The following is a 26422-nucleotide window of genomic DNA, read 5'->3' as shown; positions in this document are numbered from 1 at the left end:
CCTAGCGCTTCGGCGTCTCGTAGCCCTTGGCCGGTACGAGCTGGTCCGCCTTGTGCCACTGGACCGTCAGGCTGTTGCCGACGCCGCCCGTCACGACGGCGACGAGTGCCAGCCACTCACCCGAGGACGTACGCCGCCACTCGATGAGCAGGCCGGCCCACGGCGTCATGGCGTACTGAGCCGACGGCTTGACCCAGACGTGGCGGGCCGGTTGCTTGACGGGGTCGCGACCTTCTGGGAACTCACTCTCGGACCGGTCGACGAACCCCATGAGGCACAGGATAGAACATATGTTCGACTGGCGAGGATGCTCAGCGGGCCGCGGGTACGCCCCACAGTGCCGCGACGTGCCGGCTGTCCGTGCCGCAGCAGCCGCCGATGACCGCGAGTGCCGGCGTCTGCTGTCGCATCGAGGTCGTGGACTCGACGAGCAGGCCGAGGTCGCCCGAGTCGAGCACCTCCATGGCGTCGAGCTCCTCGTGGGACATGGTCGACGCGTTGGGCCGGAAGAACGCGAGCTTGTGCTGCCACTCGGCACCGTCCAGTCCGGCCACGACGTGGGTGGGATGGGCGCAGTTGACGCCGTACCAGTCGGCCGGGTCAGTGGCCTCGAGGGCGGCGACCGCGTCGGCCAAGGTGCTGCCGTCCGGGAGCCGTCCATCGGTCTCGACGGTGAAGGAGATCGCCACAGGAAGGCTTGCTGCACGGGCAGCGCGTACGACGCCCTTGGCCTCTGCGGGCTCGGTCATGGTCATGGCGTGGACGAGATCGACGCCTTCGGCAGCGAACGAATGTACCTGGGCGGAGTGGTAGTCGGCGGCTTCATCGGCGTCCGCGCCGGCAGCGACGTAGCCGTCGCCACGCGGGCCCACGACACCGCTGACCCGGGTCCTCGACACCGCGGACGAGTCCGCGACACCGTGAGCGAGGGCGACCGCGGCGCGGTTGGCGCGGTCGAGACTGGTGGCGTCATAGCCGAGGATCGCGCCCCAGTCCGGGTTGGCCCGCCACGTCGGCGTCTCGACGATCAGGCCGACGCCAGCCGCCGCGGCGATGGCTGCGTACTCGCCGTAATAGGTCTTCAGCAACGTGGATCCCTCCTCGGTCTCGATGAGCGGGAACGAGGCGAACTCCGGGAGGTCGACGCCGTGGTTGAAGAGCAGGTCGGTCTCGAGGCCGCCGTCAGTGACCCACTCGCCGCCATCAAGAAGGTTGCTGGGTTCCATGGTCGCTCCTCGGTAGGTGTTGAGTCTGTTGTACTCCTGACGGGTCCGATGCGCCCGAAGCGCTGCTCCAACGCTGGGTGATGGGCCAGAATCGTCGGAGTCTGCAGAAGGAGCGACAGGGTGAGCGGTACGAAGCTCGTGATGGGCGCCAGCGGTTTTGTCGGGTCGCACGTGACGCGCCAGCTCGTCGAGCGCGGCGACCAGGTCCGCGTCTGGATCCGGGAGTCCAGCTCGACGGTGGGGTTCGACGACCTCGACGTCGAGCGGCACCACGGCGACCTCGACGACCTGGCTGCGCTCCGCACGGCGATGAAGGGCGTCGACACGGTCTTCTACTGCATCGTCGACGCCCGCGCCTGGCTGCGCGATCCGGCGCCGCTCTACGCCACCAACGTCGAGGCGTTGCGCAGCGTGTTGGACGTCGCCGTCGAGGTCGGGGTGCCGCGATTCGTCTTCTGCAGCAGCGTCGTCACGATTGCGGTCGCCGAGTCCGGCTTGGCCGACGAGACCATGCCGCACAACTGGCGGCACCTCGGCGGCGCCTACATCGACTCGCGGATCCAGGCCGAGGAGCTCGTCCTGCGCCAGCACCGCGAGCACGGCCTCCCGGCGATCGTGCTCAACGTCGGCACGACGTACGGGCCGCGGGACCACGGCCCGACCCCGCACGGCAAGCTGGTCAGGGCCGCTGCGCGCGGCAAGGTCCCGGCGTACGTCAAGGGCGTCTCGATGGAGGTCGTCGGCATCGAGGACGCGGCCCGTGCCTTCCTCCTCGCCGAGGAGCACGGCCGGCCCGGCGAGCGCTACATCATCTCCGAGCGATATCTGCCCATCAAGGACCTGTTCGACATCGCGGCCGCCGAGGGCCACGCCAAGCCGCCCGGGATCGGCATCCCGCTCCCGGTGATGCGGGTCATCGGCGTCGTCGGCGGAGCGACGTCCCGGCTGCTCCGCAAGGACACGGTGGTGACGTCGACCAGCGTCCGCCTGATGCACATCCAGACCGCACTGGACCACGGCAAGGCAACCCGCGAGTTCGGCTGGGAACCCGCACCGATCGAGGACTCGATCCGCGCCGGCGTGCGGTGGTTCCTCGACGGACAAGCCGAACGCCCCTGACCTTGGTGGTCAGGGGCGTTCGGTCACGTCATCGTGACCGGCGCTTCAGCGTGGTGCCGGCTTGGCTACGAAGGGGTCGCCCTGCGTCGTTCGCCTGCCCAGCTGAATCCTCCGGTCAGATGTCGTAGTAGAGCTCGAACTCGTGCGGGTGCGGGCGCAGCTGCACGGGGAGGATCTCCTCGTTGCGCTTGTAGTCGATCCACGTCTCGATCAGGTCGGGCGTGAACACGTCACCAGCGGTGAGGAACTCGTGGTCGGCCTCGAGCGAGTCGAGCACCGCGTTGAGGGAGGTCGGCACCATGTCGATGGCTTCGTACTCCTCGGGCGGCAGCTCGTAGATGTTCTTGTCGATCGGGGCCGGCGGCTCGATCTTGTTCTTGATGCCGTCGAGCCCGGCCAGCAGCAGCGCCGAGAAGGCGAGGTACGGGTTGGCCGACGGGTCGGGGCAACGGAACTCGATGCGCTTGGCCTTGGGGTTCGAGCCCGTGATCGGGATACGGACACAGGCCGAGCGGTTGCGGGCCGAGTAGACCAGCGCGATCGGCGCCTCGAAGCCCGGCACCAGGCGGTGGTAGGAGTTGACCGACGGGTTGGTGAACGCGAGCAGCGACGGCGCGTGCTTCAGGATGCCGCCGATGTAGTGACGCGCCAGGTCGGACAGTCCGCCGTAGCCGGCCTCGTCGTAGAACAACGGGCTGCCTTCGTTCCAGATCGACTGGTGCACGTGCATGCCCGAGCCGTTGTCACCGAAGATCGGCTTCGGCATGAACGTGACGGTCTTGTCGTTGGCCCACGCCGTGTTGCGGACGATGTACTTGAACTTCATGACGTCGTCGGCGGCCTTGAGCAGCGTGTCGAAGCGGTAGTTGATCTCCGCCTGACCCGACGTGCCGACCTCGTGGTGACCACGCTCGAGGATGAGCCCGGCGTTGGTCAGGTTGGTCATCATGTCGTTGCGCAGGTCGGCCGTCTTGTCGGTCGGCGCGACGGGGAAGTAGCCGCCCTTGTAGCGGACCTTGTAGCCACGGTTGTCGTCGATCGAGTCGCCGGTGGACCAGGCGGCCTCGGCCGACGTGATCTCGTAGAACGACTTGTTGGCGCTGGTGCCGTAGTTGACCCGGTCGAAGATGTAGAACTCGGCCTCGGGCGCGAAGTAGGCGGTGTCACCGATGCCGGTCGTGGCGAGGTAGGCCTCGGCCTTGCGGGCGATGTTGCGGGGATCGCGCGAGTACGCCTCGCCGGTGATCGGGTCGTGGACGAAGAAGTCCATTGCGATGGTCTTGCGGGCCTTGAACGGATCGACGTACGCCGTCTTGATGTCCGGGAACAGCACCATGTCGGACTGGTCGATGGTCTGGAAGCCGCGGATCGACGAACCGTCGAACGCGACGCCGTTGGCGACCATGTCGGCGTCGAACGTCGAAGCCGGCAGCGTGACCTGCTGCTGGATGCCGGGCAAGTCGGTGAAACGGACGTCCAGGTACTCGACACCTTCGTCCTTGATGAACTTGAACAACTCGTCGGCATTGCCGAACATGGGGCCTCCTCGGCCGCTGGGCGGCCTGTGTTGTCGATGACAGGTGAGTGCGTCGCTGCACCGTACCGTTGACGCTAGGCTCGGGCAGTTTCCCGGTAGTCACTGGATTGTTTCAGGAATGTTACAAGTGCCCGTGACGAGCGTGATCACGGCGTCTGTAGGCTCGCCGCGTGCAACCTCCTTCGCTCCTGCGACGCCTCGGTGCTCTCCTGATCGACTGGGTCGTCGCCTCGCTCAGCGCTGCGGCCGTCGCCGGCACGCACTACCCGCCCAAGGACATCAAGGAGAACCTCGTCATCACGGCGTTCTTCGTCGTCGAGATGTCGGTGCTGACCGGGCTGCTCGGCTACTCGATCGGCAAGCGAATCCTCGGCCTCAAGGTCGAGAACGTCGAAGGGCGACCCATCGGCATCCCTCGTGCGCTCGTGCGCTCGCTGCTGATCTGCCTCGTGATCCCTGCGATCGTCATGAACGACGACAAGCGCGGCATCCACGACCTCGCGGCAGGATCCCGCGTCATCCGGGCCTGAGGTCTGACACACCTTCGAGCGGTGGATCGTCCACCGTATGACCCCTCAAACGGTGGAACATCCACCGCTCGCGGCGAGAGTGGGAGTCAGCCGCGCATGGCCTTGCGGGAGCCCTTCATGCTCGTCGGCACGGGGCCGCGCGGCATCGGCGCTGCGGGACGCATCGCGTCGAGCGCCTTGAGCTTGTAGAGCACGCTGGTCATCTGGGCCGGCTTGATGCTCTTGGGCAGCTTGCGGACGTGCTTGACGAGCTTGGTGAGCTTGACCTCGCCGGGGCCGTCGCCGACCACGATGTCGAGCACGGGGATCTCGTCGCCACCGATGCGGGCGTGCTTCTTCTTCTCCGCCGTCAGGAGGTTGCGGACCCGCGTGGGGTTGCCCTCGCCGACCAGGATGATGCCGGGACGACCGACCACGCGGTGCACGACGTCCTGGTTCTTGGTGAACGCGACGGCGGGCTTGAGCTCCCAGCCGCGGCGCAGCATCTGCAGGGCGCCGGCTGCAGCGCCGACCTGACCCTCGACCTGGGCGTACGCAGCTTTCTCGGCGCGCCGGCCGAAGACGATGAGCACCGAGAGGATGCCGATCAGGATCGCGAAGACGATCGTGATGATCAGCCCGAACATGCCGGTGCCGAAGACGAAGTAGCCGAGCGTCGCTGCGACACCGCCGCCCACCAGGAAGGTCAGCAGCAGGATCAGACCGATGTTGCGGTCACTGCGCTTGGTGATCGTGTACGCCTGGCGGATCTGGCCCAGGCGACCCTTGGCGGGTTCGGGGGTGGCATTCGACATGAGGGTCAGTCTACGTCGCGTTGCGCAGTGCGACGCTGCCGCGTCCTGACTCGATGGCCTGCTTGTAGAGGGTGCCGGCGCGGTAGGACGAACGTACGAGGGGGCCGGACATGACTCCGGCGAAACCGATCTCGTCGGCCTCTGCCTTGAGCTCGACGAACTCCTCGGGCTTGACCCACCGCTCGACGGGGTGGTGACGCACCGAGGGGCGGAGGTACTGCGTGATCGTGATGAGGTCGCAGCCGGCCTCGTGCAGGTCGACGAGTGCCTGGGAGACCTCTTCGCGCGTCTCGCCCATGCCCAGGATCAGGTTGGACTTGGTGACCAGGCCGTAGTCGCGGGCCTGCGTGATGACGTCGAGCGACCGCTCGTAGCGGAATGCGGGACGAATGCGCTTGAAGATGCGCGGCACGGTCTCGACGTTGTGTGCCAGCACCTCGGGGCGGCTGTCGAAGACCTGCTCGAGCAGCTCGGGAATGCCGTTGAAGTCGGGGATGAGGTTCTCGACGCCGGTGCCGGGGTTGAGCTCGTGGATCTTGCGGACCGTCTCGGCGTAGAGCCACGCGCCGCCGTCGGGCACGTCGTCACGGGCGACGCCGGTGATCGTGGCGTAGCGGAGCTCCATCTGCTGGACGGACTCGGCGACGCGGCGGGGCTCGTCGCGGTCGATCGGGTCAGGCTTGCCGGTGTCGATCTGGCAGAAGTCGCAGCGGCGGGTGCACTGCTCGCCGCCGATGAGGAACGTCGCCTCGCGGTCCTCCCAGCACTCGAAGATGTTGGGACAACCGGCCTCCTGGCAGACCGTGTGAAGACCTTCGCCCTTCACGAGCTTCATGAGCTCGTTGTACTGGGGACCCATCTTGGCCCGGGTCTTGATCCACTCGGGCTTCTTCTCGATGGGGGTCTCGGCGTTGCGGACTTCCAGACGCAGCATCTTGCGTCCCTCAGGAGCGATAGTCACGGTGCCAGCCTACGCCCGTGCCCCAGCCGTCACGCCGAGGACCGGCACGCTGGGATGTTCGTCGCTGGCCGTGTCGGCGGAGGGCTCGTACGGCTGCCACTCGAGCAGCTCACGCAGGTGCGGGGCCATCGCATCGGCGGCCTCGCGGACCGTCACGTCGCGGCCCAGCTCGGCGCTGAGGGTCGTGACCCCGGCGTCGGCGATGCCGCACGGCACGAAGCGGTCGTAGAACCCCAGGTCGACGTCGGCGTTGAGCGAGAACCCGTGCATCGTGACACCTCGGGAGACGCGGATGCCGATCGCACCGACCTTGCGCTCGATGCGTCCCTGACCGGCGGCGAGCCACACGCCGGAGCGACCGGGAACCCGGCCGGTCGTGACGCCGAGGTCGGCGCACGCGCGGATCATGGCTTCCTCGACGCGGCGCACGTAGTCGACGACCAGCACGTGGGAGGGCAGCTTGGTGATGGGGTAGCCGACGAGCTGGCCCGGGCCGTGGAACGTGATCTTGCCGCCGCGATCGACATCGACAACCGGGGTGCCGTCGAGCGGTCGCTCGTGCGGCTCGGTCCGGCGCCCCGCGGTGTAGACCGCCGGGTGCTCGAGGAACATCGCGGTGTCGGGGATCTCGTCGGCGACGCGCTGCGCGTGCAGCTCGCGTTGGAGCTCCCACGCATCGACGTAGTCGATCGCACGTTCGCCGTACCACTCGTCCAGGATCTGCAGCGTCACGTCTCCAGACTAACCGGCCTGTGGATGAACCCCAGCGGACCGGTGGCGTATGACGGCACAGTGGCCCGATGGACTGGGTGTGGGTGCTGATCGCCGTCCTCCGGGCCGCGTCGCCCGCTCCGGACGACCAGTGGGTGACCCGCCTCAGTGCGCTCGACGAGGTGCGGGCCGAGGCGTTCGCGACGACCGACGCGGCGCTGCTCGACCGAGTGTACGTCCGGGGGAGTCGAGCGGGCGAGGCTGATGCGGCGACCCTTGCGGACTATCGGCGTCGGGGCGGCCAGGTGCTCGGCGCCGATCTGCGGGTGATCTCGTGCCGGGTCCTGTCGGCGTCGTCGTCGCGCGCCCGGCTCGACGTGGTCGACCAGCTCGGTCCGGCGCGGGTCGTGTGGGCCGACGGGTCGGCCAGCGAGCTGCCACGCGACGAGCCGTCGCGCCGGGTGATCACTGTCGTCCGTACGAGCGAGGGGTGGCGGATCGCCGGGGTCAGCCCTCGCCCGTCGTCCCGTCGATGAGCTCGCGTACGACGTCGAGGTGGCCCATGTGGCGGGCGTACTCCTGCATGACGTGGAACAGGATCGACATGAGCGTCGGCGCCGGCTCGCCCTCGGGGAACCGCCCGCCGGTCGCGGCCCGGTCGTGCAACGCGTGACTCGCGACGATCTCGCGGGTGCGGCGCCCACCCGCGTCGAGGGCGTCGAGCATCTCGTGGACCGGTCCAGTGAGCGTCCAGCGGCCTGGCTCGTCGGACTCGTCGCGCTCGCCCCACGGATCGGCGAGGTCCTCGCCGAGGAATCCCCAGACGAACCATCGCCGCTCCATGTGGACCAGATGTGACACCAGCCCAGCCGGGGACCAGCCCGACGGCACCCGGCTGGTGCCCAGGTCGGCGTCGTCGAGGTCGGCCACCTTGCGGCGTACCTCGGCGCGGAAGTAGTCGAGGTAGTCGAGGAACCTCGCAGCCGGGTCCACAACGGCGGGACCGGGCTCCGGGAGGTTCATCGCAGTGCGGCCTCGAGGGCCGTCGTGAGGTCAGGCTGTTCGAACGTGAAGCCGGCGTCGGCCAGCGCCACGGGGGAGACCCGCATCGAGCCGAGCAGGTCGTCGGCCATGCTGCCCAGCGCGCCCTTGATCGCGAAGCGCGGCGCGACGAGGAACGTCGGCCGGTGCAGGACGTCGCCGAGGGTGTCGGTGAACTCGGCGTTGGTCACCGGGACCGGCGCGCCGAAGTTGAACGGGCCGCTGAGCTCGGGGGACTCGATCAATAGCGTCGCGGCGCGGATCCAGTCGTTGAGCGAGATGTAGGACATGTAGTGGCGGCCGGGTCCGAGGCGGGCGCCGAGCCCCAGCTTCCAGGCCGGGAGCATGAAGCGGAGCAGTCCTTCGTCGCCCTTCAGCACCAAGGTCGTACGCGTGAAGCAGACCCGTCCTCCGGCCGCGACTGCCGGGGACGTGGCGGCCTCCCACGCCTGGACGACACCGGGAAGGAAGCCCGAGTCCGCGGCGCCGGTGCTCTCGGTGAGCACCTCGTCACCGCAGTCGACGCCGTAGTAGGACATCCCCGAGGCCGAGATCAACGCGGGCGGGTTGGGCGACGCGGCGACGGCCTTGGCGAGCGTGCCGGTGGCCGCCGTGCGCGACTCGAGGATGAGCGTGCGGTGCTTGGCCGTACGCGGCCACCGTGCGACGGACGCGCCCGACAGGTTGACGACAGCGTCGGCGCGGTCGATCACGATCTGGTCGATGCGCCCTGTGTAGGGGTCCCAGACCGATGCGTCGTCGCCGGAGTCAGCCGAACGTACGAGCCGCGTGACCTGGTGACCGCGCTGACGCAGGTGCTGCGTCAGCGCGGTACCGAGGAACCCTGAGGCGCCACCGATGACGACCTGCATGGTCAGGACCCGAGCTCACCCTCGAACTGTCCACCCTCGAGGCGCTGCTTGACCGCCGTGAGGAAGCGACCGGCGTCGGCGCCGTCGATGATCCGGTGGTCGTAGGTCAGCGAGAGGTAGGCCATGCTGCGGACCGAGATGCTGTCGCTGCCCTGCGCGTCGGTCACCACGACCGGACGCTTGACGACCGCGCCGACACCCAGGATCGCGACCTGCGGCTGGTTGATGATCGGCGTGTCGAACAGGGCGCCGTTGCTGCCGAGGTTGGTGATCGAGAACGTCGCACCGGAGAGCTCGTCGGGCGAGATCTTGTTGGTGCGCGTGCGCTCGGCGGCGTCGGCGATCTTGCGCGCCAGACCGGCGATCGACAGATCGCCCGCGTCCTTGATCGTCGGGACGATGAGGCCACGCTCGGTGTCGACCGCGATGCCCAGGTGCTCGCCGGCGGGGTAGGTGATCGTCCCCTCCTCGAGGTCGAGCGCCGCGTTGAGCTTGGGGTAGACCTTGAGCGCCTCGATGACCGCCTTGGCGAAGAACGGCAGGTAGGTCAGCTTGACACCCTCGCGCTCGAGGAAGGCGTTCTTGTGGCGGGCCCGCAGACGGGCGACCTCGGTGACGTCGACCTCGTGCACCTGCGTCAGCTGGGCCGAGATCTCGAGCGACTCCACCAGGCGCGAGGCGATGACCTTGCGCAGGCGGGAGACCTTCTCGGTCTTGCCACGCAGGGCCGACGGCTCGGCCGGAGCCGCGGCTGCGGGGGCAGCAGCGGGTGCGCCTGCGGCGGGTGCGGCAGCCGGAGCAGCCGCGGGCTTCGCGGCGGCGTCGAGGACGTCCTGCTTGCGGATGCGGCCGCCGACGCCCGTGCCGGTCACGGTCGACAGGTCGACGTCGTGCTGCTTGGCGAGCTTGCGGACGATCGGCGTGACGTACGTGTCGCCGGTCGCGCTGGGCGATCCCGCGGGCACCGGAGCGGGCTCGGGTGCAGGCGCAGGTGCCGGGGCGGCAGGCGCGGCCTGCGCCTCGGCGGGCGGCGAGGACTCAGCCGGGTTGGCCTGGGACTCGGGGTCGGCCGGAGCTGGCTCCGACGCCGGTGCCGGTTCGGGCGCCGGGGCGGGCTCGGGTGCCGGTGCGGCCTCAGGTGCCGCAGCAGCCTCGGGCGCGGCAGGTGCGCTCTCGGCCGGAGCTGAATCAGCGGTGCCGATGATCGCGAGCTCGGCGCCGACCTCGACGGTCTCGTCCTCGGCGACCTTGATCTCGAGGAGCTTGCCGGCGACGGGGGACGGGATCTCGGTGTCGACCTTGTCGGTCGAGATCTCGAGGAGCGGCTCGTCGACGGCGACGTCGTCGCCGACGGCCTTGAGCCACTGAGTCACGGTGCCCTCGGTGACGCTCTCGCCCAGGGCAGGGAGGGTCACAGCGGTGCCACCACCTGATGCGGGTGCGGTCTCGGGCTGCGGTGCCGGGGCATTCTCGGCGGCGGCCTGCTGAGCCTCGGCACTGTCGGCCGGGGCGGGGGACCGCTCCTCCGACGCGCTCTGTGCGACGGGCTGCTCGGCGGGCGCCTGGGGAGCGGGCTCGGCTGCCGGCGCCTCGGCAGCAGGTGCCTCAGCTGCGGGTGCCTCGGCGGCCGGGGCGGCGTCACCGGCGGCGCTCTCGCCTTCCTCGCCGATGATCGCGAGCACGGCGCCGACCTCGACCGTGTCGTCCTCGTTGGCCTTGATCTCGAGCAGGACGCCCGCGACCGGGGACGGGATCTCGGTGTCGACCTTGTCGGTCGAGATCTCGAGCAGCGGCTCATCGACAGCGACGGTGTCGCCGACGGCCTTGAGCCATTGGGTGACTGTGCCCTCGGTGACGCTTTCGCCGAGAGCGGGAAGGGTGACAGACGTAGCCATGATGTCCTCTGGTTCTCCGGGTCAGGCGTGTGAGTGGAGCGGTTTGCCGGCGAGTGCGAGTGCCGCCTCGCCGAGTGCTTCGTTCTGGGTGGGATGGGCGTGGATGAACTGCGCCACGTCCTCGGGGTAAGCCTCCCAGTTGACCATGAGGGACGCCTCTCCGACCTGCTCGCCGTAGCGGGCGCCGATCATGTGGACGCCCACGATGGGGCCGTCCTTCTCGCGTACGAGCTTGACGCTGCCCGCGGTGCCGAGGATCTGGGACTTGCCGTTGCCGCCAAGGTTGTAGTCCTGGATCTCGACCTTGTCGTCGCCGTACTTCTCGCGGGCCTGGGGCTCGGTGAGGCCGACGGAGGCGATCTCGGGGTCGCAGTAGGTGACGCGCGGGATGCCCGAGTCGATGACGGGCTGCGGGTTGAGCCCGGCGATCTCCTCGGCGACGAAGATGCCGTGGGCGAAGCCGCGGTGCGCGAGCTGCAGGCCGGGGACGAGGTCACCGACCGCGAACACGCCGTCGACGTTGGTCGCGAGGCGCTCGTTGGTGGGCACCCAGCCGCGATCGACCGTGATGCCGGCTTCCTCGTAGCCCATGCCGGCGGAGTTGGGTCCGCGGCCGACGGCGACGAGGACCAGGTCGGTGTCGATCGTCGTGCCGTCCTCGAGCGAGACGGTCACACCGGTCTCGGTCTGCTCGACGCTGCTGAACTTGACGCCGGTCTTGAAGTTGATCTTGCGCTTGCGGAACGCGCGTTCGAGCTGCTTGGACAGGGACGGGTCCTCGAGCGGGATCAGCGTCGGCAGGCCCTCGATGATCGTGACGTCGGCGCCGAACGACTTCCACACGGATGCGAACTCGACGCCGATGACGCTGCCGCCGATGATGACGACCTTGTCGGGGACCTCGCTCATCGTGAGCGCCTCGGAGCTCGTGATGACCCGGCCGCCGATGTCGAGGCCCAGCGTGCGGGAGACCGAGCCGGTGGCCAGCACGACGTTGGTGCCGGTGTAGCGCTCACCATTGACCTCGACGGTCTTGGGATCGACGAGCTTGCCCTCGCCCTCGACGACCGTGATGCCGCCGGACTTGATGAGTCCCTGGAGGCCCTTGTAGAGCCGGTCGATGACGCCGTCCTTGTAGGCGTTGACGGCCGGCATGTCGACACCGTCGAACGTCGACTTGATGCCGTACTTGTCGCCTTCGCGGGACAGGTCGGCGACCTCGGCGGAGTGCAGTAACGCCTTGGTCGGGATGCAGCCGGTGTGCAGGCACGTGCCGCCCAGCTTGCCCTTCTCGATCAGCGCGACGGACTTGCCGAGCTGGACCGCGCGCAGCGCGCAGGCATACCCGCCGCTGCCGCCGCCGAGAATCACGATGTCGAAGTTGTTGCCGGCGACGTCCGCCACGGTTCCTCCCAAGGATGTCGTTCGCCCTCATCTTGTCACTTGCGGCAACCACGCTGCCACCGGGGTTGATCGGGGTATGCCCGACGATCGGGCACACTTGTCCCATGGGAATCTTCCGAGGCCGCAAGGCCAGGACGGACGGCGGCGCCGTGGTCTCGGACCGCAACGCGAGCCGTGCGGACCTCGACGCGCTGCGCGCCTTCGCCGAGTCACGCAAGGGCGTCGAGGCGTATGTCGAGCCCAAGACCTCGGTCACCCAGACGACGTTGCTGCTGGTCGCCTCGGACGGCGAGTCGATCCGCCGCCGGGTCGCGTCGGCGCAGGCCGCGTTCGAGTTCGCCCGCAAGAAGCTCAACATCCCGGTCTACGACGCCAACCTCGTGGGCATCCCGTCGCGCAAGCGTGAGTACGACCTGCGCAAGGCCAAGGGCGTACCGCCGCCGCCGTCCAGCCCTTCGGCGCCGCCGCCGGCGAAGCAGACACCGCGGGAGCTCGCCGCGATCATGACGCTCGAGTCGATTGCCGGCGTCGACCCGCTGCCGACCAACCCGTCGTTCGACGAGCTCATGCGGGTCTACCGCAAGGCCCGCAAGCAGGCACATCCCGACCGGCTCAACGGCGAGCGCACCAAGTGGGACACGGTCGAGGACGCCGCCAGGGCCCTGGGTCTGCCCGACTGACCTGCCCAGCGCGCCTGACCGCATGGCTCAGTGCCAGCGTGCGTCGTCGATGCCGCCGGGGATCTCGGCGCCGGGGTCGTAGGGCGTACGGGTGAACACGAACGACGCGAGCACCAGGCGGATCGGGTGGCCGGAAGCATCGCGCTCCACGGCCAGCGGCTCGCCGGTGTAGTAGCCGTCGAGGCCGATCCACACGTCGCCGTCGGGCCGGAACCGTGCGCCACGACCCTCGCCGGGCGTGCCGAGCCGGAGCTGGCCGTCGGGCGCGAGGGTCAGCCGGAACTCGTACGTTCCCCAGAACCACGGACCGACGAGGTCGAGGCTCGGCTGCTGCGAGGCGTCGGCGGTCCACGGCTTCGGGGCGACCGGCTCCTTCTCGGCGAAGAGGCCAAGCAGCTCCGTGGTCGCCTTGCCCAGGCCGCTCGTGGCGTTCGTCATCAGCACGATGCCGTCGCCGGACTCGACGTCGACGCGCAGGTCCGCGAGGAAGCCCGGCATCGATCCGCCGTGGCCCGCGTAGCGGCGCCCGTCCACGTTCCAGGTCTGCCAGCCGAGACCGTGCGCCCCGGTCCAGGGCATGCCGGCGACGTCGTTGACCGCGATCGGCCGCAACATCTCCTTGAGCGTCGCCGGCTTGAGGACGTCGCCGGTCTTGCCGCCGAGGAACGCCGCCCATCGGGCGAGGTCGTCGACCGTGGACCACAGCTGACCCGCGGGAGCCATCGAGACGGCGTCGTGCTCGGGCTCGACGTGCACGAGGTCGGCCAGCGGGTGCACGGCGAGGCCCGGCGCTGCGGGTGGGACGGGGCGCGTGGTCGTACGCGTCATGCCGAGGGGCTCGAGCAGACCCGTTCGTACGGCGTCCTGCCACGGATGTTCGCGCAACCGGGCCACCAGCTCGCCGAGCACGGCGTAGCCGAGGTTGGAGTAGTGGAACCCGGTGCCGGGCGTGGCACGCAGCTGGGTCCCCGAAGCCAGCAGTACCGCCCATGAGTCACCCGGGGTGCGCTCCCACCACTCACCGTCGGTCTCGGCCTGCAGGCCCGACGTATGAGTCAGCAGCTGCGCGATCGTGACCTGCCCGAACGGCACCTCAGGCAGGTGCGTGCCGATCGGGTCGCCGATGTCGAGGCGGCCCTCGTCGCGCAGGCGCATGACCTCGACCGCGACGAAGGTCTTGGAGATCGAGCCGATCCGGTACTGCGTGTCGGTCGTCGACGCGGGGCCGCCCGGGCGACCGTCGAGGGTGCCGACGGCGTCGGACCACACGATGACCCCGTCCCGCACGATGCCCGCGGCGATCGACGGGAGGCGTTGCTTCGACTGCTCGACGGCGAGCCGCTGCGACAGGGCTCGCGTCGTCGACGGATCGATCGTCATCGAGCCTCGGCCAGCTCCGTCGCGAGTCGGACGAGCGTACGTACGCCGACACCCGTGCCGCCGACGGGCGTGTAGTCGACCGCGCCGCCTTCGTTGAACGACGGCCCGGCGATGTCGAGGTGCGCCCATGGGATGTCGTTGACGAACTCCCGCAGGAAGGCGGCCGCGAACAGCGTGCCGCCGTACGGCTTGGGGTTGTGCTGGCGCAGGTCGGCGAGGCTGGACGAGGTGACCTTGCCCTTCATCTCCTCGGTGATGGGCAGCGGCCACATCGACTCGCCGGCGGCCTTGGACGCCGCGAAGACCTGGTCGCTGAAGTCCTCGTCGTTGCCGAGGATGCCGCTCGTGAGCTCGCCGAGGGCCACCATGCAGGCGCCGGTGAGCGTTGCGACGTCGACGATGCGATCGGCCTTGGACTCGGCGGCCAGCGCAAGACCATCGGCGAGGACGAGTCGCCCCTCGGCGTCGGTGTTGTGCACCTCGACGGTGGCACCACTGCGCATCGTCAGCACGTCACCGGGACGGGTCGCGCCGCCGCTCGGCATGTTCTCGGCGATGCAGGCGTACGCGGTGACCTTGATCGGCAGGCCGAGGCGGGCGATCGCGACGGTCGCCGCGGCGATCGCGGCCGCGCCCGCCATGTCGAGCTTCATCGTCTGCATCGACGCGCCGGGCTTGATCGAGAGTCCGCCCGAGTCGAACGTGATGCCCTTGCCGACGAGCGCCAGGTGGGTCACGGCGTTGGCCGGCGCGTACGAGAGCGTCACCAGGCGCGGAGGACTGTCGGAGCCCTGTCCGACGCCGAGGATGCCGCCGCAGCGCTCCTTGGCCAGCCGCTTCTCGTCCCACACGCTGACCTTGACGTCGGTGCCGGCGTGGGCCGTGATCGCCTCGGCGAAGTCAGCAGGCCGCAGGTCGCCGGGAGGTGTGTTGACCCAGTCGCGGGCGACGTTGACGGCGGCCGTGACGGTGGCAGCGCGCTCGACGGCCTTGGTCGCGGTGGTCTGGCGGGCGAACGGGCTCAGGATGACGGCGCTCTTGAGCTTGGGCTTCTTGGCGTCGCCCTTCTTCTTGGTCTTGTAGGTGTCGTAGGAATAGGACCCCAGCTGCGCACCCTCCGCGATGGCCTCGACCTCGTCGACCCCCGCCGGGTGCAGCGCGATCGCGACGCTGGTCGCGTTCTTGGCAGCGCGTATGCCCCGGGCTGTGGCGCGACGGAGGTCCTCGGCGGTCGGCTCCTCGGGCAACGCGACGGCGACGACCAGTGGCGCCTTGGCCGCGTCGCCGGCGGGGAACGTCACGGTCTGCCCCTTCTCGCCCGTGAAGCCCAGCAGGTCCAGTGTTGCGGCGAGGTCGCCCTTGTCGTCGTCGCCTCGGATCCCGAGGATCAGCGCGTCGGCGCGCGCGGTGGTCGGCTTGGCGGTGCTGAGGGTCACGGAAAGCATGTCCGCCACTCTAGGGTCGCCGGCCACACCCGCGCGAGGCCCCCGCACCCGTGCCTTAGGTTGGCTGCCATGGATCTGCTGCATTCGCCGTTGCACGACCGTCACGTCGCCCTGGGCGCCAAGCTCGCCGCGTTCGGTGGCTGGGACATGCCTCTTGAGTACGCCGGTGGTGGTGTGCTCGCCGAGCACAAGGCCGTACGCGAGGCCGTCGGCCTGTTCGACGTCAGCCACCTGGGCAAGGCGCTCGTGCGCGGCACAGGTGCCGCCGACTTCGTCAACGAGTGCCTGACCAACGACCTCCGCCGCATCGAGACCGGCAAGGCGCAGTACACCCTGTGCTGTGATGAGGACGGCGGCACGGTCGACGACCTCATCGCCTATCTGCGCAGCGACTTCGAGGTCTTCCTGATCCCCAACGCGGCCAACACCGCTGCCGTGGTTGCCCGACTGCAGGCTGCGGCACCCGAGGGCATCGAGGTGACGGACCAACACCGCGACTACGCCGTCCTCGCGATCCAGGGTCCGCTGAGCGACGAGGTGCTGACCTCCCTCGACCTGCCGGTCGACCACGAGTACATGTCGTTCGCCGACGCGACGATCGCGGGCCAGGCCATCACGGTGTGCCGCACGGGCTACACCGGCGAGCGCGGCTACGAGCTCGTCGTCCCGTCGGCGTCGGCCGGCGAGGTGTGGGACGCCGTCATCGCAGCGGGGGAGTCGTACGGCATCCGCGCCTGCGGCCTCGGCGCACGCGACACGCTGCGCACGGAGATGGGCTACCCGCTGCACGGGCACGAGCTGTCGCCCGAGATCAGCCCGGTCATGGCGCGAGCCGGCTGGGCCGTCGGTTGGAACAAGCCGGCGTTCTGGGGCAAGGACGAGCTCGAGCGGCAGCGCGCGGAGAAGACCGTGCGGACGTTGCGCGGCCTCCTCGCTCAAGGTCGCGGCATCCCGCGCCCCGGCATGAAGGTCCAGGACGAGGAAGGCGGTGAGCTCGGCGAGATCACGTCCGGCACGTTCTCGCCGACCCTGCGTCAGGGCATCGCGCTCGCGCTGCTCGAGCCGTCCGTGGCAGACGGTGCGACGGTGATCGTCGACGTGCGCGGTCGCCCCGAGGCGTTCACGGTCACCAAGCCGCCATTCGTACAACCGTCGACCAAGGAGGCGTGAGCATGGGCTGGACATGGACGTTGGAGGACTCGCTCGGCGAGGTCAAGGGTCGGTCCGAGGAGTTCGAGAGCCGGGGCGACGCGGAGTCGTGGGTCGGTGAAGAGTTCGGCGCGCTGCTGGAGCAGGGGATCGACCAGGTACGCCTGTTCGACGACGAGACCGAGGTCTACGGCCCCATGTCCCTGCACGCCTCGACGGATTCGTAGCGGCCAACCAGGCACACCCTCACGTTGAGGTAGCGGCACACCCTCACGTTGAGCTTGTCGAAACGTCCTTTCGACAAGCTCAAGGACCGGTTCAGTAGCGCTGGGCCAAGGGGGCGCCGCGCTTGACCTGCGGCTTCGGCAGCCGGAACCGGCGCAGCTGCGTGGTTCGTAGCACGGCGTACGCTGTGTTGCCCTTGACGTCGTCAGGCGAGAAGCGCTGCTTGATCTGTTTCTTGAGCCCACGCACCATGACGAACTCGTCGATGAGCGTGCCAACGATGACGACCGGGTAGATGATGCTCGTGAGGACGGTCTGAACGTTGGCGTTGGTGCTGCCGGCGATCATGATGAGGAATGCGACCACCAGGAACGGCAGCAGGAACTCGGCGAAGTTCCAGCGGCGATCGACGTAGTCACGGCAGAACTTGCGCACCGGGCCACGTTCGCGAAGCGGCAGGTACTTCTCGTCACCGGTCTTGAGCGCCTCGCGCTGCTTGAGCCGGATCTCCTCGCGAGCAGCCCGCTCGCGCTTGGCCTGCTCCTTGCGCGTCATGGGGACTTTCATCTGCTTCTTGCGCGCCGCTTCGGCCTCTTTGCGCGTCGGTGTGCGACGCCCCTTGCCGGCCTCTGTCTCGTCTACCACCCGCGCAACCCTACCCGTAGGCTTGCAGGCATGAGCATCGGCAAGCGCATCGCCCGGATCTTCCGTTCGCGGCGTTTCGGCGGCGATGATGTCGAGGACCTCAAGGACAAGCTCGACGAGACCTACCGCGCCCAGACGGCCATGCTCCAGCAGGTACGCCGCGGGGTCGCGGACGTCGCGACGAGCCGCAAACGCGTCGAGATCCAGCTCGCCGCGCTCGACCAGCAGGCCGCCCAGCTCGACGACGAGGCGCGGCAGGCCGTGGCGCACGGCAACGACGACGAGGCCCGCGCGATCCTGACCCGCAAGGTGACGCTCGAGAAGGCGGCAGCAGACCTCAAGACGCGGCACGCCGACCTCCAGGCCGAGGAGGCCAAGCTCGAGGCGACGGAGCTCAAGGTCGCGCAGGACGTCGAGGAGTTCCGAGTCCGCAAGGACACGCTGGCGGCCCGGCACACCGCGGCAGCAGCCCGCGCCGAGATCAACGGCGCGACCCGCGGCATCAACTCCTCGGTGAGCGATGTCGGCCGGGCGGTCGAGTCGGCCGAACGGCGCACACGCGAGCTCGAGGCCAAGGCCGACGCGGTCGACGAGCTCGTCGCCGACGGCATCATCAGCAAACCGGGAGAGAGCGCGGACGAGGCGCAGCGCCGGCAGTTCGACACCGCGCTCGACAGCGCCGAGGTCGACCGGCAGCTCGAGCAGATCTCCACCCCCAGGAAGGACGACGATGGCCCGGACCCGATTCAGAGGTGACAGCGGACTGACGCTGCGGATGGGCGGCGTCAGTCTCGGTCTCGGCGCGCTCTATGTCGCGTTCGGGGCGGTCCTGCTGACGACAACCAACCTCGGCGGCTTCGGCATCGTCATCGTCCTCGGCATCGCCTGGGGGCAGTGGTACTTCTCGGACTCGCTGGCCCTCAAGTCGATGGGCGCCAAGGTCGTCGAGCCCGAGCAGGCCCCCGAGCTGCACGCGATGATCGACCGCCTCTGTGCACTCGCCGACATGCCCAAACCTCGCGTCGCCGTCGCGGTGACCGACATGCCCAACGCGTTCGCGACCGGGCGCTCGCCCAAGCACTCGTCGGTCTGCGTGACGACCGGCATCATGCAGCGGCTCGACGCCGATGAGCTGGAGGGCGTTCTTGCGCACGAGCTGTCGCACGTCGCCAACCGGGACGTCACGGTCATGACCGTCGCCTCGTCGCTCGGCCTGCTCGCCGGCTTCATCACCCGCTGGGGCATGTACGCCGGCAACATCTTCGGCAGCCGCAACAACAAGAACAGCGGCGCCGTGTTCCTCGTGGTGTTCCTGGTCAGCATGGTCGTCTACTTCGTGAGCTTCATCCTGACGCGCTCGCTGTCGCGCTACCGCGAGCTCAGCGCCGACCGCAGCGGTGCCTACCTCACCGGCCGGCCGTCCAAGCTCTCCTCGGCACTCGTCAAGATCTCCGGCGACATGGCCCGCATCCCCAACCGCGACCTGCGTGAGGGCCAGGCGATCAGCGCGTTCTTCTTCGCCCCCGCGATCAACCGCGAGTCGATCGGCGCCATGTTCGCGACGCACCCGCCGCTGCAGCAACGCCTCGACCAGCTCGCCAAGGTCAGCGCCGAGCTGTCCGAGCAGGGCTAGGCCGTCGATGGGCATCTTCGACTCGATCCTCGGACGCACCAAGCCGCCGCAGGCCGACCTCGACGTGCTGTTCGCGGTGCCGCAGGCCGCGCTGTCGCTGCAGACCGAGAGCTTCACCGCCACCGGGTCGGGCTCGGTGTGCTTCCGTGACGTCGAGGGCGCCGCCGACGACACGGTCATGGCCGACGCCGAGAAGCTCATCACGACGAGCGCAGGTGCGACCGTGACCCGCAGCTCGGACCGGTTCGGCTTCCACTGGCTCACCGTCACACGTACTGACAAGGACGTGTCCGGCCTCGTGACCGACCTGCACGCCGTCAACAGCTCGCTCGCCGATGCGGGCTTCGGCTCGGCGCTGCTGTGCTCGACGATCGGCTTCGCCACGGCGGACGCCAAGCCGCTCGCGCTGGTCTACCTCTACAAGCGCGGCACGTTCTATCCGTTCGTCCCGCTCGACGGCGAGAAGCGCGACAACGCCCTCGAGCTGCAGATCCGAGGCATCGTCGGCGAGGACGTGCCGGTCGAGCCCGACCTGACGAAGTGGCTCGCGATCTGGGGCGCTCCCGGTCTCGGCTGACAAGCCGTGGCCGGATAGGTTGGACGGGTGACGTTCGACACCCTCTCCAGTGACCAGATCCAGGCTCTTCTCGACGAGCAGACCGCGGCCTACGAGACGCTCAAGGCCTCCGGGCTCAAGCTCGACCTGACCCGCGGCAAGCCGTCGCCGGCGCAGCTCGACCTGTCCAACGAGCTGCTGTCGATGCCCGGCGCGGACTTCGCGGACGCCGCAGGCACCGACACCCGCAACTACGGCGGACTCACCGGACTGACCGAGCTGCGCGAGATCTTCGCGCCGATCATGCAGGTGCCCGTCGAGCAGGTCGTGGCCGGTGACAACGCCAGCCTCGCGATGATGCACGACAACCTCGTGTTCGCGCTGTTCCACGGCGTCGCCGACTCCGAGCAGCCCTGGGGTGTCGAAGAGGCGGTCAAGTTCATCTGCCCCGTGCCCGGCTACGACCGGCACTTCGCGCTGCTCGAGGAGTACGGCATCGAGATGCTGCCGGTCGACCTGCTCGACGACGGACCGGACGTCGCGGCCGTACGCGAGCTGGTCAAGGACCCGGCGGTCAAGGGCATGTGGCTCGTCCCGACCTACAGCAACCCCACCGGTGCGGTCGTCAGCGAGGCGGTCGCCGCCGAGCTCGCGGCCCTCGAGACCGCCGCCCCGGACTTCCGGATCTTCTGGGACAACGCCTACGCCGTGCACCACCTCACCGAGCAGCACACCAAGACCGCGGACATCCTCGGCCTGTGCTCAGCATCGGGCCACCCCAACCGCCCGGTGATCTTCGCGTCGACCTCCAAGGTGACGTTCGCGGGCTCAGGCGTGTGCTTCCTCGGCAGCTCCGCGGACAACATTGAGTGGTACCTCAAGCACCTTGCCAAGCGCACGATCGGGCCGGACAAGGTCAACCAGCTCCGCCACGCCCGGTTCCTCAAGAGCGTCGACGGCGTGCACGCGCTGATGGACGGACACCGCGAGATCCTCGCGCCCAAGTTCCAGGCCGTCGTCGACATCCTCAACGCCCGGCTGGGCGAGCACGGCGTCGCGAGCTGGACCGAGCCCAAGGGCGGCTACTTCGTGAGCCTCGACGTCGTCGACGGCACCGCGTCGCGCGTCATCCAGCTCGCCCGTGAGGCAGGGGTCGCGATGACGCCGGCCGGGGCAGCGTTCCCGTACGGCGACGACCCGCGGGACCGCAACATCCGCATTGCGCCGTCATACCCCTCGCCCGAGGAGCTCGCGGCAGCGATCGACGTGCTCGCCACGTGCGTCCTGATCGCGGCGTGCGAGCAAGCCCTCGCCCAGTAGCCCCGGCATGAGGGTCCTGGTGGCGCCGGACGCCTTCGGCGGCACGCTGACGGCACCGGAGGCGGCGCGGGCGATCGTCGAGGGCTGGCATCGCCACGCGCCCGCCGACGAGCTGACCATCGCGGCGATGGCCGACGGCGGCCCGGGGTTCGTCGACGTCCTGCACGAGGGCATCGGCGGTGAGCTCGCGATCGTGACCGTACGCGGTCCGGTCGGTGGTGACGTCCCGGTGGCGGTGCTGCACGCCGACGGCACGGCGTACGTCGAGAGCGCCCAGGCCTGCGGTCTGCACCTCGTCGATCCGCAGGACCCGTTGCACGCGACGACGTACGGCGTGGGCCAGGCCATCGCTGCTGCGCTCGACGCCGGCGCCCGGCGGGTCGTCGTGGGACTCGGCGGCAGCGCGACCAACGACGGGGGAGCGGGGCTGCTCGCCGCCCTGGGTGCGACTGCCGACGTGGCACTGGACGCCGGGCCCGAGGGACTGCGCGGCGTGACCCGGGTCGATCTGGAGGGTGCACGCGCCAGGTTCGACGGTGTCGAGCTCGTCATCGCGGCCGACGTCGACGTGACCCTGCTCGGCATGTTCGGCGCCACCAAGACGTTCGGGCCGCAGAAGGGGCTGACCGACGACCAGATCATCGCGGTCGACGGCATCCTCGACCGGTTCGTCGATGCCACGTGCGGCCCGACTCCGGCCGAGCGCCGCCCGGCAGACGCCAAGGGCGCGGGGGCGGCAGGCGGCCTGGGCTTCGCCCTGATGCTGCTCGGCGGGACCGTCGTCTCGGGCATCGAGCTCGTCGCCGACGCGGTCGGACTCACGGCCCAGGCCGGCGCCCACGACCTCGTCGTGACGGGGGAGGGCACCTACGACTTCTCGTCCCGCGCCGGCAAGGCCGTGTTCGGCGTCGCGGTCGTGGCCGGCGCGGCAGCCCGTCCGTGCATCGTCCTGGCAGGGCAGGTCCTCGTCGGCTCGCGCGAGATGCGGGCCATGGGCGTGGAGAGCGCCTACGCGATGGCGGATCTCGTCGGCCTCGACGCCGCGATGGCTGAGCCCTATGCGAGTCTCGCGGCGCTCGCGGAGCGTGTCGCACGTACGTGGTCGCCTCGCGACGAGGACTGACGGCGTACGATGGAATGGAATCGGCACGGAGAAGGTTGACCACCGTGTCGAGACCAAAGACCACGCATGGGAGACCACATGACGATCGAGACTGAGCAGTCCACCGTCGAGACCGCACCCGCCACCGGAGTGACCCTGAGCGACGGCGCGGCCGAGAAGGTCAGCAGCCTGCTGGCTCAGGAAGGCCGTGACGACCTCGCGCTGCGCATCGCGGTGCAGCCCGGAGGCTGTTCCGGACTGCGCTACCAGCTGTTCTTCGACGAGCGTTCGCTCGACGGCGACCAGATCTTCGAGTTCGGCGGCGTCAACGTCGTGGTCGACCGCATGAGCCTGCCCTACCTCGGCGGCGCGACGATCGACTTCGTCGACACGATCGAGAAGCAGGGCTTCACGATCGACAACCCGATGGCCACCGGCTCCTGCGCCTGCGGCGATTCTTTCCACTAAGACATAAGACACACGACGGCCTCCTGCATTGCAGGAGGCCGTTGTCTATTGTGTGGGGGTGCACCTCGCCATCACCGGTTCGATCGCCACCGACCACCTCATGACCTTCCCGGGTAAGTTCGCCGATTCACTCGTGCCGGACCAGCTCGACAAGATCTCGCTGTCGTTCCTCGTGGACGACCTCGACGTACGCCGTGGGGGGTGCGCCGCCAACATCTCCTACGCGCTCGCCCGCCTGGGCCACCGAGCCCTGCTCGTCGGGGCCGTCGGCCGCGACTTCGAGGCCGAGTATCGCGGCTGGCTCGACGACGCGGGGGTCGACACCTCGGGCGTCCTGGTGTCGGAGACCCGCCACACCGCCCGGTTCGTGTGCACGACCGACACCGACCTGGCCCAGTTCGCCACGTTCTACGCCGGCGCCATGTCCGAGTCGCGCGACATCGACCTGTTCGCGATCGGCCAGGACTTCGACCTCGTCCTCGTCGGGCCCGACGACCCTGACGGCATGCTGCGGCACACCCGCGCGTGCCGTGAGCGTGGCGTGCCGTTCGCCGCCGACGTCTCGCAGCAGCTCGCGTTCGCCGAGGGCGACATGATCCGCGACCTCATCGACGGTGCTACCTACCTGTTCAGCAACGACTACGAGGCCGCGCTCATCGAGCAGAAGACCGGCTGGTCGTCCGCCGACGTGCAGGCGCACGTCAAGACGCGCATCGTCACCCGTGGCAAGGCCGGCGTCACGGTCTACCCGGCCGACGGCGACCCGATCGAGGTCAAGGCCATCGAGGGCGTCGTCGCCGTCGATCCGACCGGCGTCGGCGACAGCTTCCGTGCCGGATTCCTGGCTGGAATCGCAGCCGGACTCGACTTCGAGCGCTCGGCCCAGATCGGCTGCACGATCGCCGCGAGCGTCGTCGAGACCAAGGGCACCCAGGAGTACGAGCTCGAGCGCGAGGGCTTTCTCAAGCGCTTCGGCGCGGCCTATGGCGAGCAGGCCGAGGCCGAGGTCGGCGCCGCGCTGTCACTCGCGTGAACAGCCCTTCAGACGTACGTTCAACAGAGGCTGACCTCACCGCAGATGGCCGGTCTCGCTCCAGTAAGGTGCTTCACGTGTCATCACGTGACAGTCATGGTTCAGAAAGGCGCCCCGTGGGTCGGATGAAGCTGGCGGTTCTCGCCGTCGTCGCTGGTTTGCTCTTGAGCGGTTGTTCTGACATCGGTGACAACGATCTCAAGCGACTTGCGCTGCCCGTCGCCGGCAGCGACCGCTCGCACACCATGTGGAACGTCTGGCTCGGTGCCTGGATCGCCGTCCTGGTCGTGTTCCTGCTGGTCTTCGGCCTGATGGTCTACGCGATGATCCGCTACCGCCGGCGCAGTGCCGACGAGGTGCCGGTCCAGATCCGCTACAACCTCCCGATCGAGGCGCTCTACACGTTCGCGCCGGTCATCATCGTGGCGGTCTTCTTCTTCCACACCGTCACGTCGCAGAACGAGATGCTCGAGAAGGTCAAGAACCCCGACCACACCGTCGAGGTCGTGGGCAGCAAGTGGCAGTGGGCCTTCAACTACCTCGACGAGGGCGCGACGCAGGGCGAGGACGTCTACGACATCGGTACGCCCGAGGAGCCCACCGAGCTGTGGCTCCCGGTCGACGAGTCCGTGCGGTTCAACCTCATCTCGCCCGATGTCATCCACTCGTTCTGGGTTCCCGAGTTCTACTTCAAGATGGACGTCGTGCCCGGCAAGATCAACACGTTCGACATGACGCCGACCCGCGAAGGCGTGTTCACCGGACGCTGCGCCGAGCTGTGCGGCCTCTACCACTCGCGCATGATCTTCAAGGTCCACGTGGTGTCAAAGGCCGACTACGACGCGCACCTGGTCAAGCTCGAAAAGGCTGGCCAGACCGGTGCGCCCAAGGGCGCTGAGGAAGCGCACACCATCGCGGGCCTGAACGAGAGCGGAGAAGGCTGATGGCCACCACCACGGCGGCATTCGAGACACCTCGCGAGGCGACGCGCGAGCGCACCCTCGGCCAGAAGGTCGTCACGGTCCTCACCACGACCGATCACAAGGTGATCGGCAACATGTACCTCTTCACGTCGTTCGCGTTCTTCATCATCGGCGGCATCCTCGCGCTGCTGATCCGCGCCGAGCTGGCACAGCCCGGCACCCAGATCGTCGACGAAGAGACCTACAACCAGCTCTTCACGATGCACGGCACGATCATGCTCCTGATGTTCGCGACGCCGCTGTTCTTCGGCTTCGGCAACGCGATCATGCCCCTGCAGATCGGTGCGCCCGACGTCGCGTTTCCGCGCCTCAACATGTTCAGCCAGTGGCTCTACCTGTTCGGCTCGACGATCGTCGTCTCCGGCTTCTTCGTGCCCGGGGGAGCGGCGAGCTTCGGCTGGTTCGCGTATGCGCCGTTGAGTGACGCGGTCAACTCGCCGGGCATCGGAGGTGACCTCTGGGTCATGGGCCTGTGGATGTCGGGCCTCGGCACGATCCTCGGCGCGGTCAACTTCATCACCACGATCTTCACGATGCGAGCACCCGGACTCACGATGTTCCGCATGCCGATCTTCGTGTGGAACACGCTCGTGACGAGCCTGCTCGTGATCATCGCGTTCCCGATCTTCGCGGCCGCACTGCTGTCGCTCGAGGCCGATCGCCGCCTCGGCGCGCACGTCTTCGATGCCGCCAATGGCGGGCCGATCCTCTGGCAGCACCTGTTCTGGTTCTTCGGGCATCCAGAGGTCTACATCATCGCGTTGCCGTTCTTCGGCATCATCACCGAGATCCTGCCGGTCTTCTCCCGCAAGCCGATCTTCGGCTACATGGGCCTGGTCGGCGCGACCTTGATGATCGCGGCGCTGTCCGTCGCGGTCTGGGCGCACCACATGTTCGTCACCGGCTCGGTCGACCTGGCGTTCTTCTCGTTCATGACGTTCCTGATCGCGGTGCCGACAGGAGTCAAGTTCTTCAACTGGATCGGCACGTTGTGGGGGGGATCTCTGTCCTTCGACACCCCGCTGATCTTCTCGCTCGGCTTCCTCACGACGTTCCTCTTCGGCGGCCTCACGGGTGTCATCCTGGCCTCGCCGACGCTCGACTTCCAGCTGTCCGACAGTTACTTCGTCGTCGCCCACTTCCACTACGTCGTGTTCGGCACGGTGGTGTTCGCGATGTTCGCGGGGTTCTACTTCTGGTGGCCCAAGCTCACGGGCCGCATGCTCGACGAGAAGCTCGGCAAGATCCACTTCTGGCTGTTGTTCATCGGGTTCCACATGACGTTCCTGGTGCAGCACTGGCTGGGCGTCGAGGGCTTCCCCCGCCGCTACGCCGACTACAGCCCTACCGACGGCTTCACGACGCTCAACGAGATCTCGTCGATCGGCGCGTTCTTGCTGGGCGCATCGACGCTGCCGTTCTTCTACAACGTGTGGAAGTCGCGCAAGGGCCCGCTCGTCGGGCTCGACGACCCGTGGGGCTGGGGCCGCTCACTCGAGTGGGCGACGTCCTCACCGCCGCCGCGCCACAACTTCACCTCGCTGCCGCGCATCCGCTCCGAGAGCCCGGCGTTCGACCTGCACCACCCGGAGATCGCGCGGCTGGAGCTGCTGGACAACCCGGGGGAGACCTCCCCGATCGCTGACGCGCCCGATGTCGAGGGCAAGGCGCAGGCGGCGCAAGACGACACCGACAGCAAGGACGGTCACTGAT

28 protein-coding genes are annotated in these 26422 nt (G+C 68.7%); 15 read left to right on the top strand and 13 right to left on the bottom strand.

What is annotated here, in order from left to right; all coding sequences use genetic code 11:
• Window position 1: 1 nt before the first annotated feature.
• Window positions 2-271 (bottom strand): hypothetical protein, encoded by a 270-nt coding sequence (locus tag ESP70_RS03315; protein ID WP_056213208.1) that lies wholly within the window; start codon window positions 269-271, stop codon window positions 2-4.
• A gap of 40 nt (window positions 272-311) precedes the next feature.
• A complete protein-coding gene (locus tag ESP70_RS03310) occupies window positions 312-1226 on the bottom strand; it encodes a homocysteine S-methyltransferase family protein (RefSeq protein WP_149687921.1) in 915 nt (304 codons plus the stop codon).
• Between the two features lie 120 nt (window positions 1227-1346).
• Here ESP70_RS03310 and ESP70_RS03305 point away from each other — a divergent pair, with 120 nt between their 5' ends.
• On the top strand, window positions 1347-2345 hold the full coding sequence (locus tag ESP70_RS03305) for an NAD-dependent epimerase/dehydratase family protein (protein ID WP_223148592.1): 999 nt from the start codon (window positions 1347-1349) through the stop codon (window positions 2343-2345).
• Between the two features lie 115 nt (window positions 2346-2460).
• On the opposite strand, the gene glnA is transcribed toward ESP70_RS03305, so the two are convergent.
• The gene (gene glnA, locus ESP70_RS03300) at window positions 2461-3882 is read right to left on the bottom strand and encodes a type I glutamate--ammonia ligase (RefSeq protein WP_056213218.1); all 1422 of its coding nucleotides are present in this window, start codon (window positions 3880-3882) and stop codon (window positions 2461-2463) included.
• A gap of 170 nt (window positions 3883-4052) precedes the next feature.
• Between glnA and ESP70_RS03295 the strand changes: the two genes are divergently transcribed.
• Window positions 4053-4412 (top strand): RDD family protein, encoded by a 360-nt coding sequence (locus ESP70_RS03295; protein WP_149687920.1) that lies wholly within the window; start codon window positions 4053-4055, stop codon window positions 4410-4412.
• Between the two features lie 86 nt (window positions 4413-4498).
• On the opposite strand, the gene ESP70_RS03290 is transcribed toward ESP70_RS03295, so the two are convergent.
• From ESP70_RS03290 to lipB, 3 genes are read right to left on the bottom strand one after another with little or no spacing between them, the layout of a single operon-like run.
• The gene (locus tag ESP70_RS03290) at window positions 4499-5206 is read right to left on the bottom strand and encodes a DUF4191 domain-containing protein (RefSeq protein WP_149687919.1); all 708 of its coding nucleotides are present in this window, start codon (window positions 5204-5206) and stop codon (window positions 4499-4501) included.
• A gap of 10 nt (window positions 5207-5216) precedes the next feature.
• Window positions 5217-6140 (bottom strand): lipoyl synthase, encoded by a 924-nt coding sequence (gene lipA, locus ESP70_RS03285; RefSeq protein WP_200935550.1) that lies wholly within the window; start codon window positions 6138-6140, stop codon window positions 5217-5219.
• 36 nt (window positions 6141-6176) lie between these two features.
• Window positions 6177-6899 carry a lipoyl(octanoyl) transferase LipB gene (lipB, locus tag ESP70_RS03280; protein WP_223148591.1) on the bottom strand — a complete coding sequence of 241 codons (723 nt, stop codon included), beginning with the start codon at window positions 6897-6899 and terminating at the stop codon, window positions 6177-6179.
• A 68-nt stretch (window positions 6900-6967) separates the two neighbouring features.
• On the opposite strand from lipB, the gene ESP70_RS03275 reads away from it, so the two are divergent.
• On the top strand, window positions 6968-7414 hold the full coding sequence (locus ESP70_RS03275; RefSeq protein ID WP_149687918.1) for a hypothetical protein: 447 nt from the start codon (window positions 6968-6970) through the stop codon (window positions 7412-7414).
• On the opposite strand, the gene ESP70_RS03270 is transcribed toward ESP70_RS03275, so the two are convergent.
• Genes ESP70_RS03270 through lpdA form a run of 4 tightly spaced genes read right to left on the bottom strand, consistent with a single transcriptional unit; the run spans window position 7386 to window position 12090 of the window.
• Window positions 7386-7901: a mycothiol transferase gene (locus tag ESP70_RS03270; protein WP_149687917.1), complete on the bottom strand. Its 516-nt coding sequence runs from the start codon at window positions 7899-7901 to the stop codon at window positions 7386-7388. The two genes, ESP70_RS03275 and ESP70_RS03270, sit on opposite strands and share 29 nt — an antisense overlap.
• A complete protein-coding gene (locus ESP70_RS03265; protein ID WP_149687916.1) occupies window positions 7898-8791 on the bottom strand; it encodes a TIGR01777 family oxidoreductase in 894 nt (297 codons plus the stop codon). The genes ESP70_RS03270 and ESP70_RS03265 overlap by 4 nt, the downstream gene beginning before the upstream one ends.
• A 2-nt stretch (window positions 8792-8793) precedes the next feature.
• A complete protein-coding gene (gene sucB, locus ESP70_RS03260) occupies window positions 8794-10686 on the bottom strand; it encodes a 2-oxoglutarate dehydrogenase, E2 component, dihydrolipoamide succinyltransferase (protein ID WP_149687915.1) in 1893 nt (630 codons plus the stop codon).
• Window positions 10687-10707: 21 nt separating this feature from the next.
• On the bottom strand, window positions 10708-12090 hold the full coding sequence (lpdA, locus tag ESP70_RS03255; RefSeq protein WP_056213231.1) for a dihydrolipoyl dehydrogenase: 1383 nt from the start codon (window positions 12088-12090) through the stop codon (window positions 10708-10710).
• Between the two features lie 104 nt (window positions 12091-12194).
• On the opposite strand from lpdA, the gene ESP70_RS19980 reads away from it, so the two are divergent.
• Window positions 12195-12770, top strand: a complete 576-nt coding sequence (locus tag ESP70_RS19980) for a hypothetical protein (RefSeq protein ID WP_188110463.1) — start codon at window positions 12195-12197, stop codon at window positions 12768-12770.
• Between the two features lie 27 nt (window positions 12771-12797).
• Here ESP70_RS19980 and ESP70_RS03245 read toward each other — a convergent pair whose 3' ends face one another.
• A complete protein-coding gene (locus tag ESP70_RS03245; protein WP_149687914.1) occupies window positions 12798-14150 on the bottom strand; it encodes a serine hydrolase domain-containing protein in 1353 nt (450 codons plus the stop codon).
• Entirely contained in the window at window positions 14147-15595 is a 1449-nt protein-coding gene (locus ESP70_RS03240; RefSeq protein ID WP_149687913.1) for a leucyl aminopeptidase, read from the bottom strand. Before ESP70_RS03240 ends, ESP70_RS03245 begins: the two co-directional genes overlap by 4 nt.
• Window positions 15596-15664: 69 nt before the next feature.
• Between ESP70_RS03240 and gcvT the strand changes: the two genes are divergently transcribed.
• Together gcvT and ESP70_RS03230 are read left to right on the top strand one after the other, a co-directional pair.
• Complete coding sequence (gcvT, locus tag ESP70_RS03235) at window positions 15665-16765, top strand: glycine cleavage system aminomethyltransferase GcvT (protein ID WP_149687912.1); 1101 nt, start codon at window positions 15665-15667, stop codon at window positions 16763-16765.
• 2 nt (window positions 16766-16767) lie between these two features.
• The gene (locus ESP70_RS03230; protein ID WP_056395580.1) at window positions 16768-16971 is read left to right on the top strand and encodes a hypothetical protein; all 204 of its coding nucleotides are present in this window, start codon (window positions 16768-16770) and stop codon (window positions 16969-16971) included.
• Window positions 16972-17062: 91 nt separating this feature from the next.
• On the opposite strand, the gene ESP70_RS03225 is transcribed toward ESP70_RS03230, so the two are convergent.
• The gene (locus ESP70_RS03225) at window positions 17063-17614 is read right to left on the bottom strand and encodes a DUF3043 domain-containing protein (RefSeq protein ID WP_149687911.1); all 552 of its coding nucleotides are present in this window, start codon (window positions 17612-17614) and stop codon (window positions 17063-17065) included.
• A 30-nt stretch (window positions 17615-17644) separates the two neighbouring features.
• Here ESP70_RS03225 and ESP70_RS03220 point away from each other — a divergent pair, with 30 nt between their 5' ends.
• The 9 genes from ESP70_RS03220 to ctaD all read left to right on the top strand — a co-directional run bounded on the left by ESP70_RS03220 (window position 17645) and on the right by ctaD (window position 26421).
• Window positions 17645-18370 carry a PspA/IM30 family protein gene (locus ESP70_RS03220; RefSeq protein WP_149687910.1) on the top strand — a complete coding sequence of 242 codons (726 nt, stop codon included), beginning with the start codon at window positions 17645-17647 and terminating at the stop codon, window positions 18368-18370.
• Complete coding sequence (htpX, locus tag ESP70_RS03215; protein ID WP_149687909.1) at window positions 18345-19247, top strand: zinc metalloprotease HtpX; 903 nt, start codon at window positions 18345-18347, stop codon at window positions 19245-19247. The genes ESP70_RS03220 and htpX overlap by 26 nt, the downstream gene beginning before the upstream one ends.
• 7 nt (window positions 19248-19254) lie before the next feature.
• A complete protein-coding gene (gene pspAB / locus ESP70_RS03210) occupies window positions 19255-19824 on the top strand; it encodes a PspA-associated protein PspAB (RefSeq protein WP_149687908.1) in 570 nt (189 codons plus the stop codon).
• Between the two features lie 27 nt (window positions 19825-19851).
• A complete protein-coding gene (locus ESP70_RS03205) occupies window positions 19852-21123 on the top strand; it encodes an aspartate aminotransferase type Ic (RefSeq protein WP_149687907.1) in 1272 nt (423 codons plus the stop codon).
• Between the two features lie 7 nt (window positions 21124-21130).
• A complete protein-coding gene (locus ESP70_RS03200) occupies window positions 21131-22246 on the top strand; it encodes a glycerate kinase family protein (protein WP_149687906.1) in 1116 nt (371 codons plus the stop codon).
• A 78-nt stretch (window positions 22247-22324) separates the two neighbouring features.
• Window positions 22325-22693, top strand: coding sequence for a HesB/IscA family protein (locus ESP70_RS03195; protein WP_056215755.1), 369 nt, complete (start codon window positions 22325-22327; stop codon window positions 22691-22693).
• 58 nt (window positions 22694-22751) lie between these two features.
• Window positions 22752-23726: a carbohydrate kinase family protein gene (locus tag ESP70_RS03190; protein ID WP_149687905.1), complete on the top strand. Its 975-nt coding sequence runs from the start codon at window positions 22752-22754 to the stop codon at window positions 23724-23726.
• 125 nt (window positions 23727-23851) lie between these two features.
• A complete protein-coding gene (ctaC, locus tag ESP70_RS03185; RefSeq protein WP_149688549.1) occupies window positions 23852-24670 on the top strand; it encodes an aa3-type cytochrome oxidase subunit II in 819 nt (272 codons plus the stop codon).
• Window positions 24670-26421, top strand: a complete 1752-nt coding sequence (ctaD, locus tag ESP70_RS03180) for an aa3-type cytochrome oxidase subunit I (RefSeq protein ID WP_149687904.1) — start codon at window positions 24670-24672, stop codon at window positions 26419-26421. Before ctaC ends, ctaD begins: the two co-directional genes overlap by 1 nt.
• Window position 26422 lies beyond the last annotated feature (1 nt).

Source organism: Aeromicrobium ginsengisoli (assembly GCF_004134905.2).
GTDB lineage: Bacteria > Actinomycetota > Actinomycetes > Propionibacteriales > Nocardioidaceae > Aeromicrobium > Aeromicrobium ginsengisoli.
Note: the sequence above shows the minus strand (reverse complement) of the source record. Positions and strands in the feature narration are given on the sequence as shown.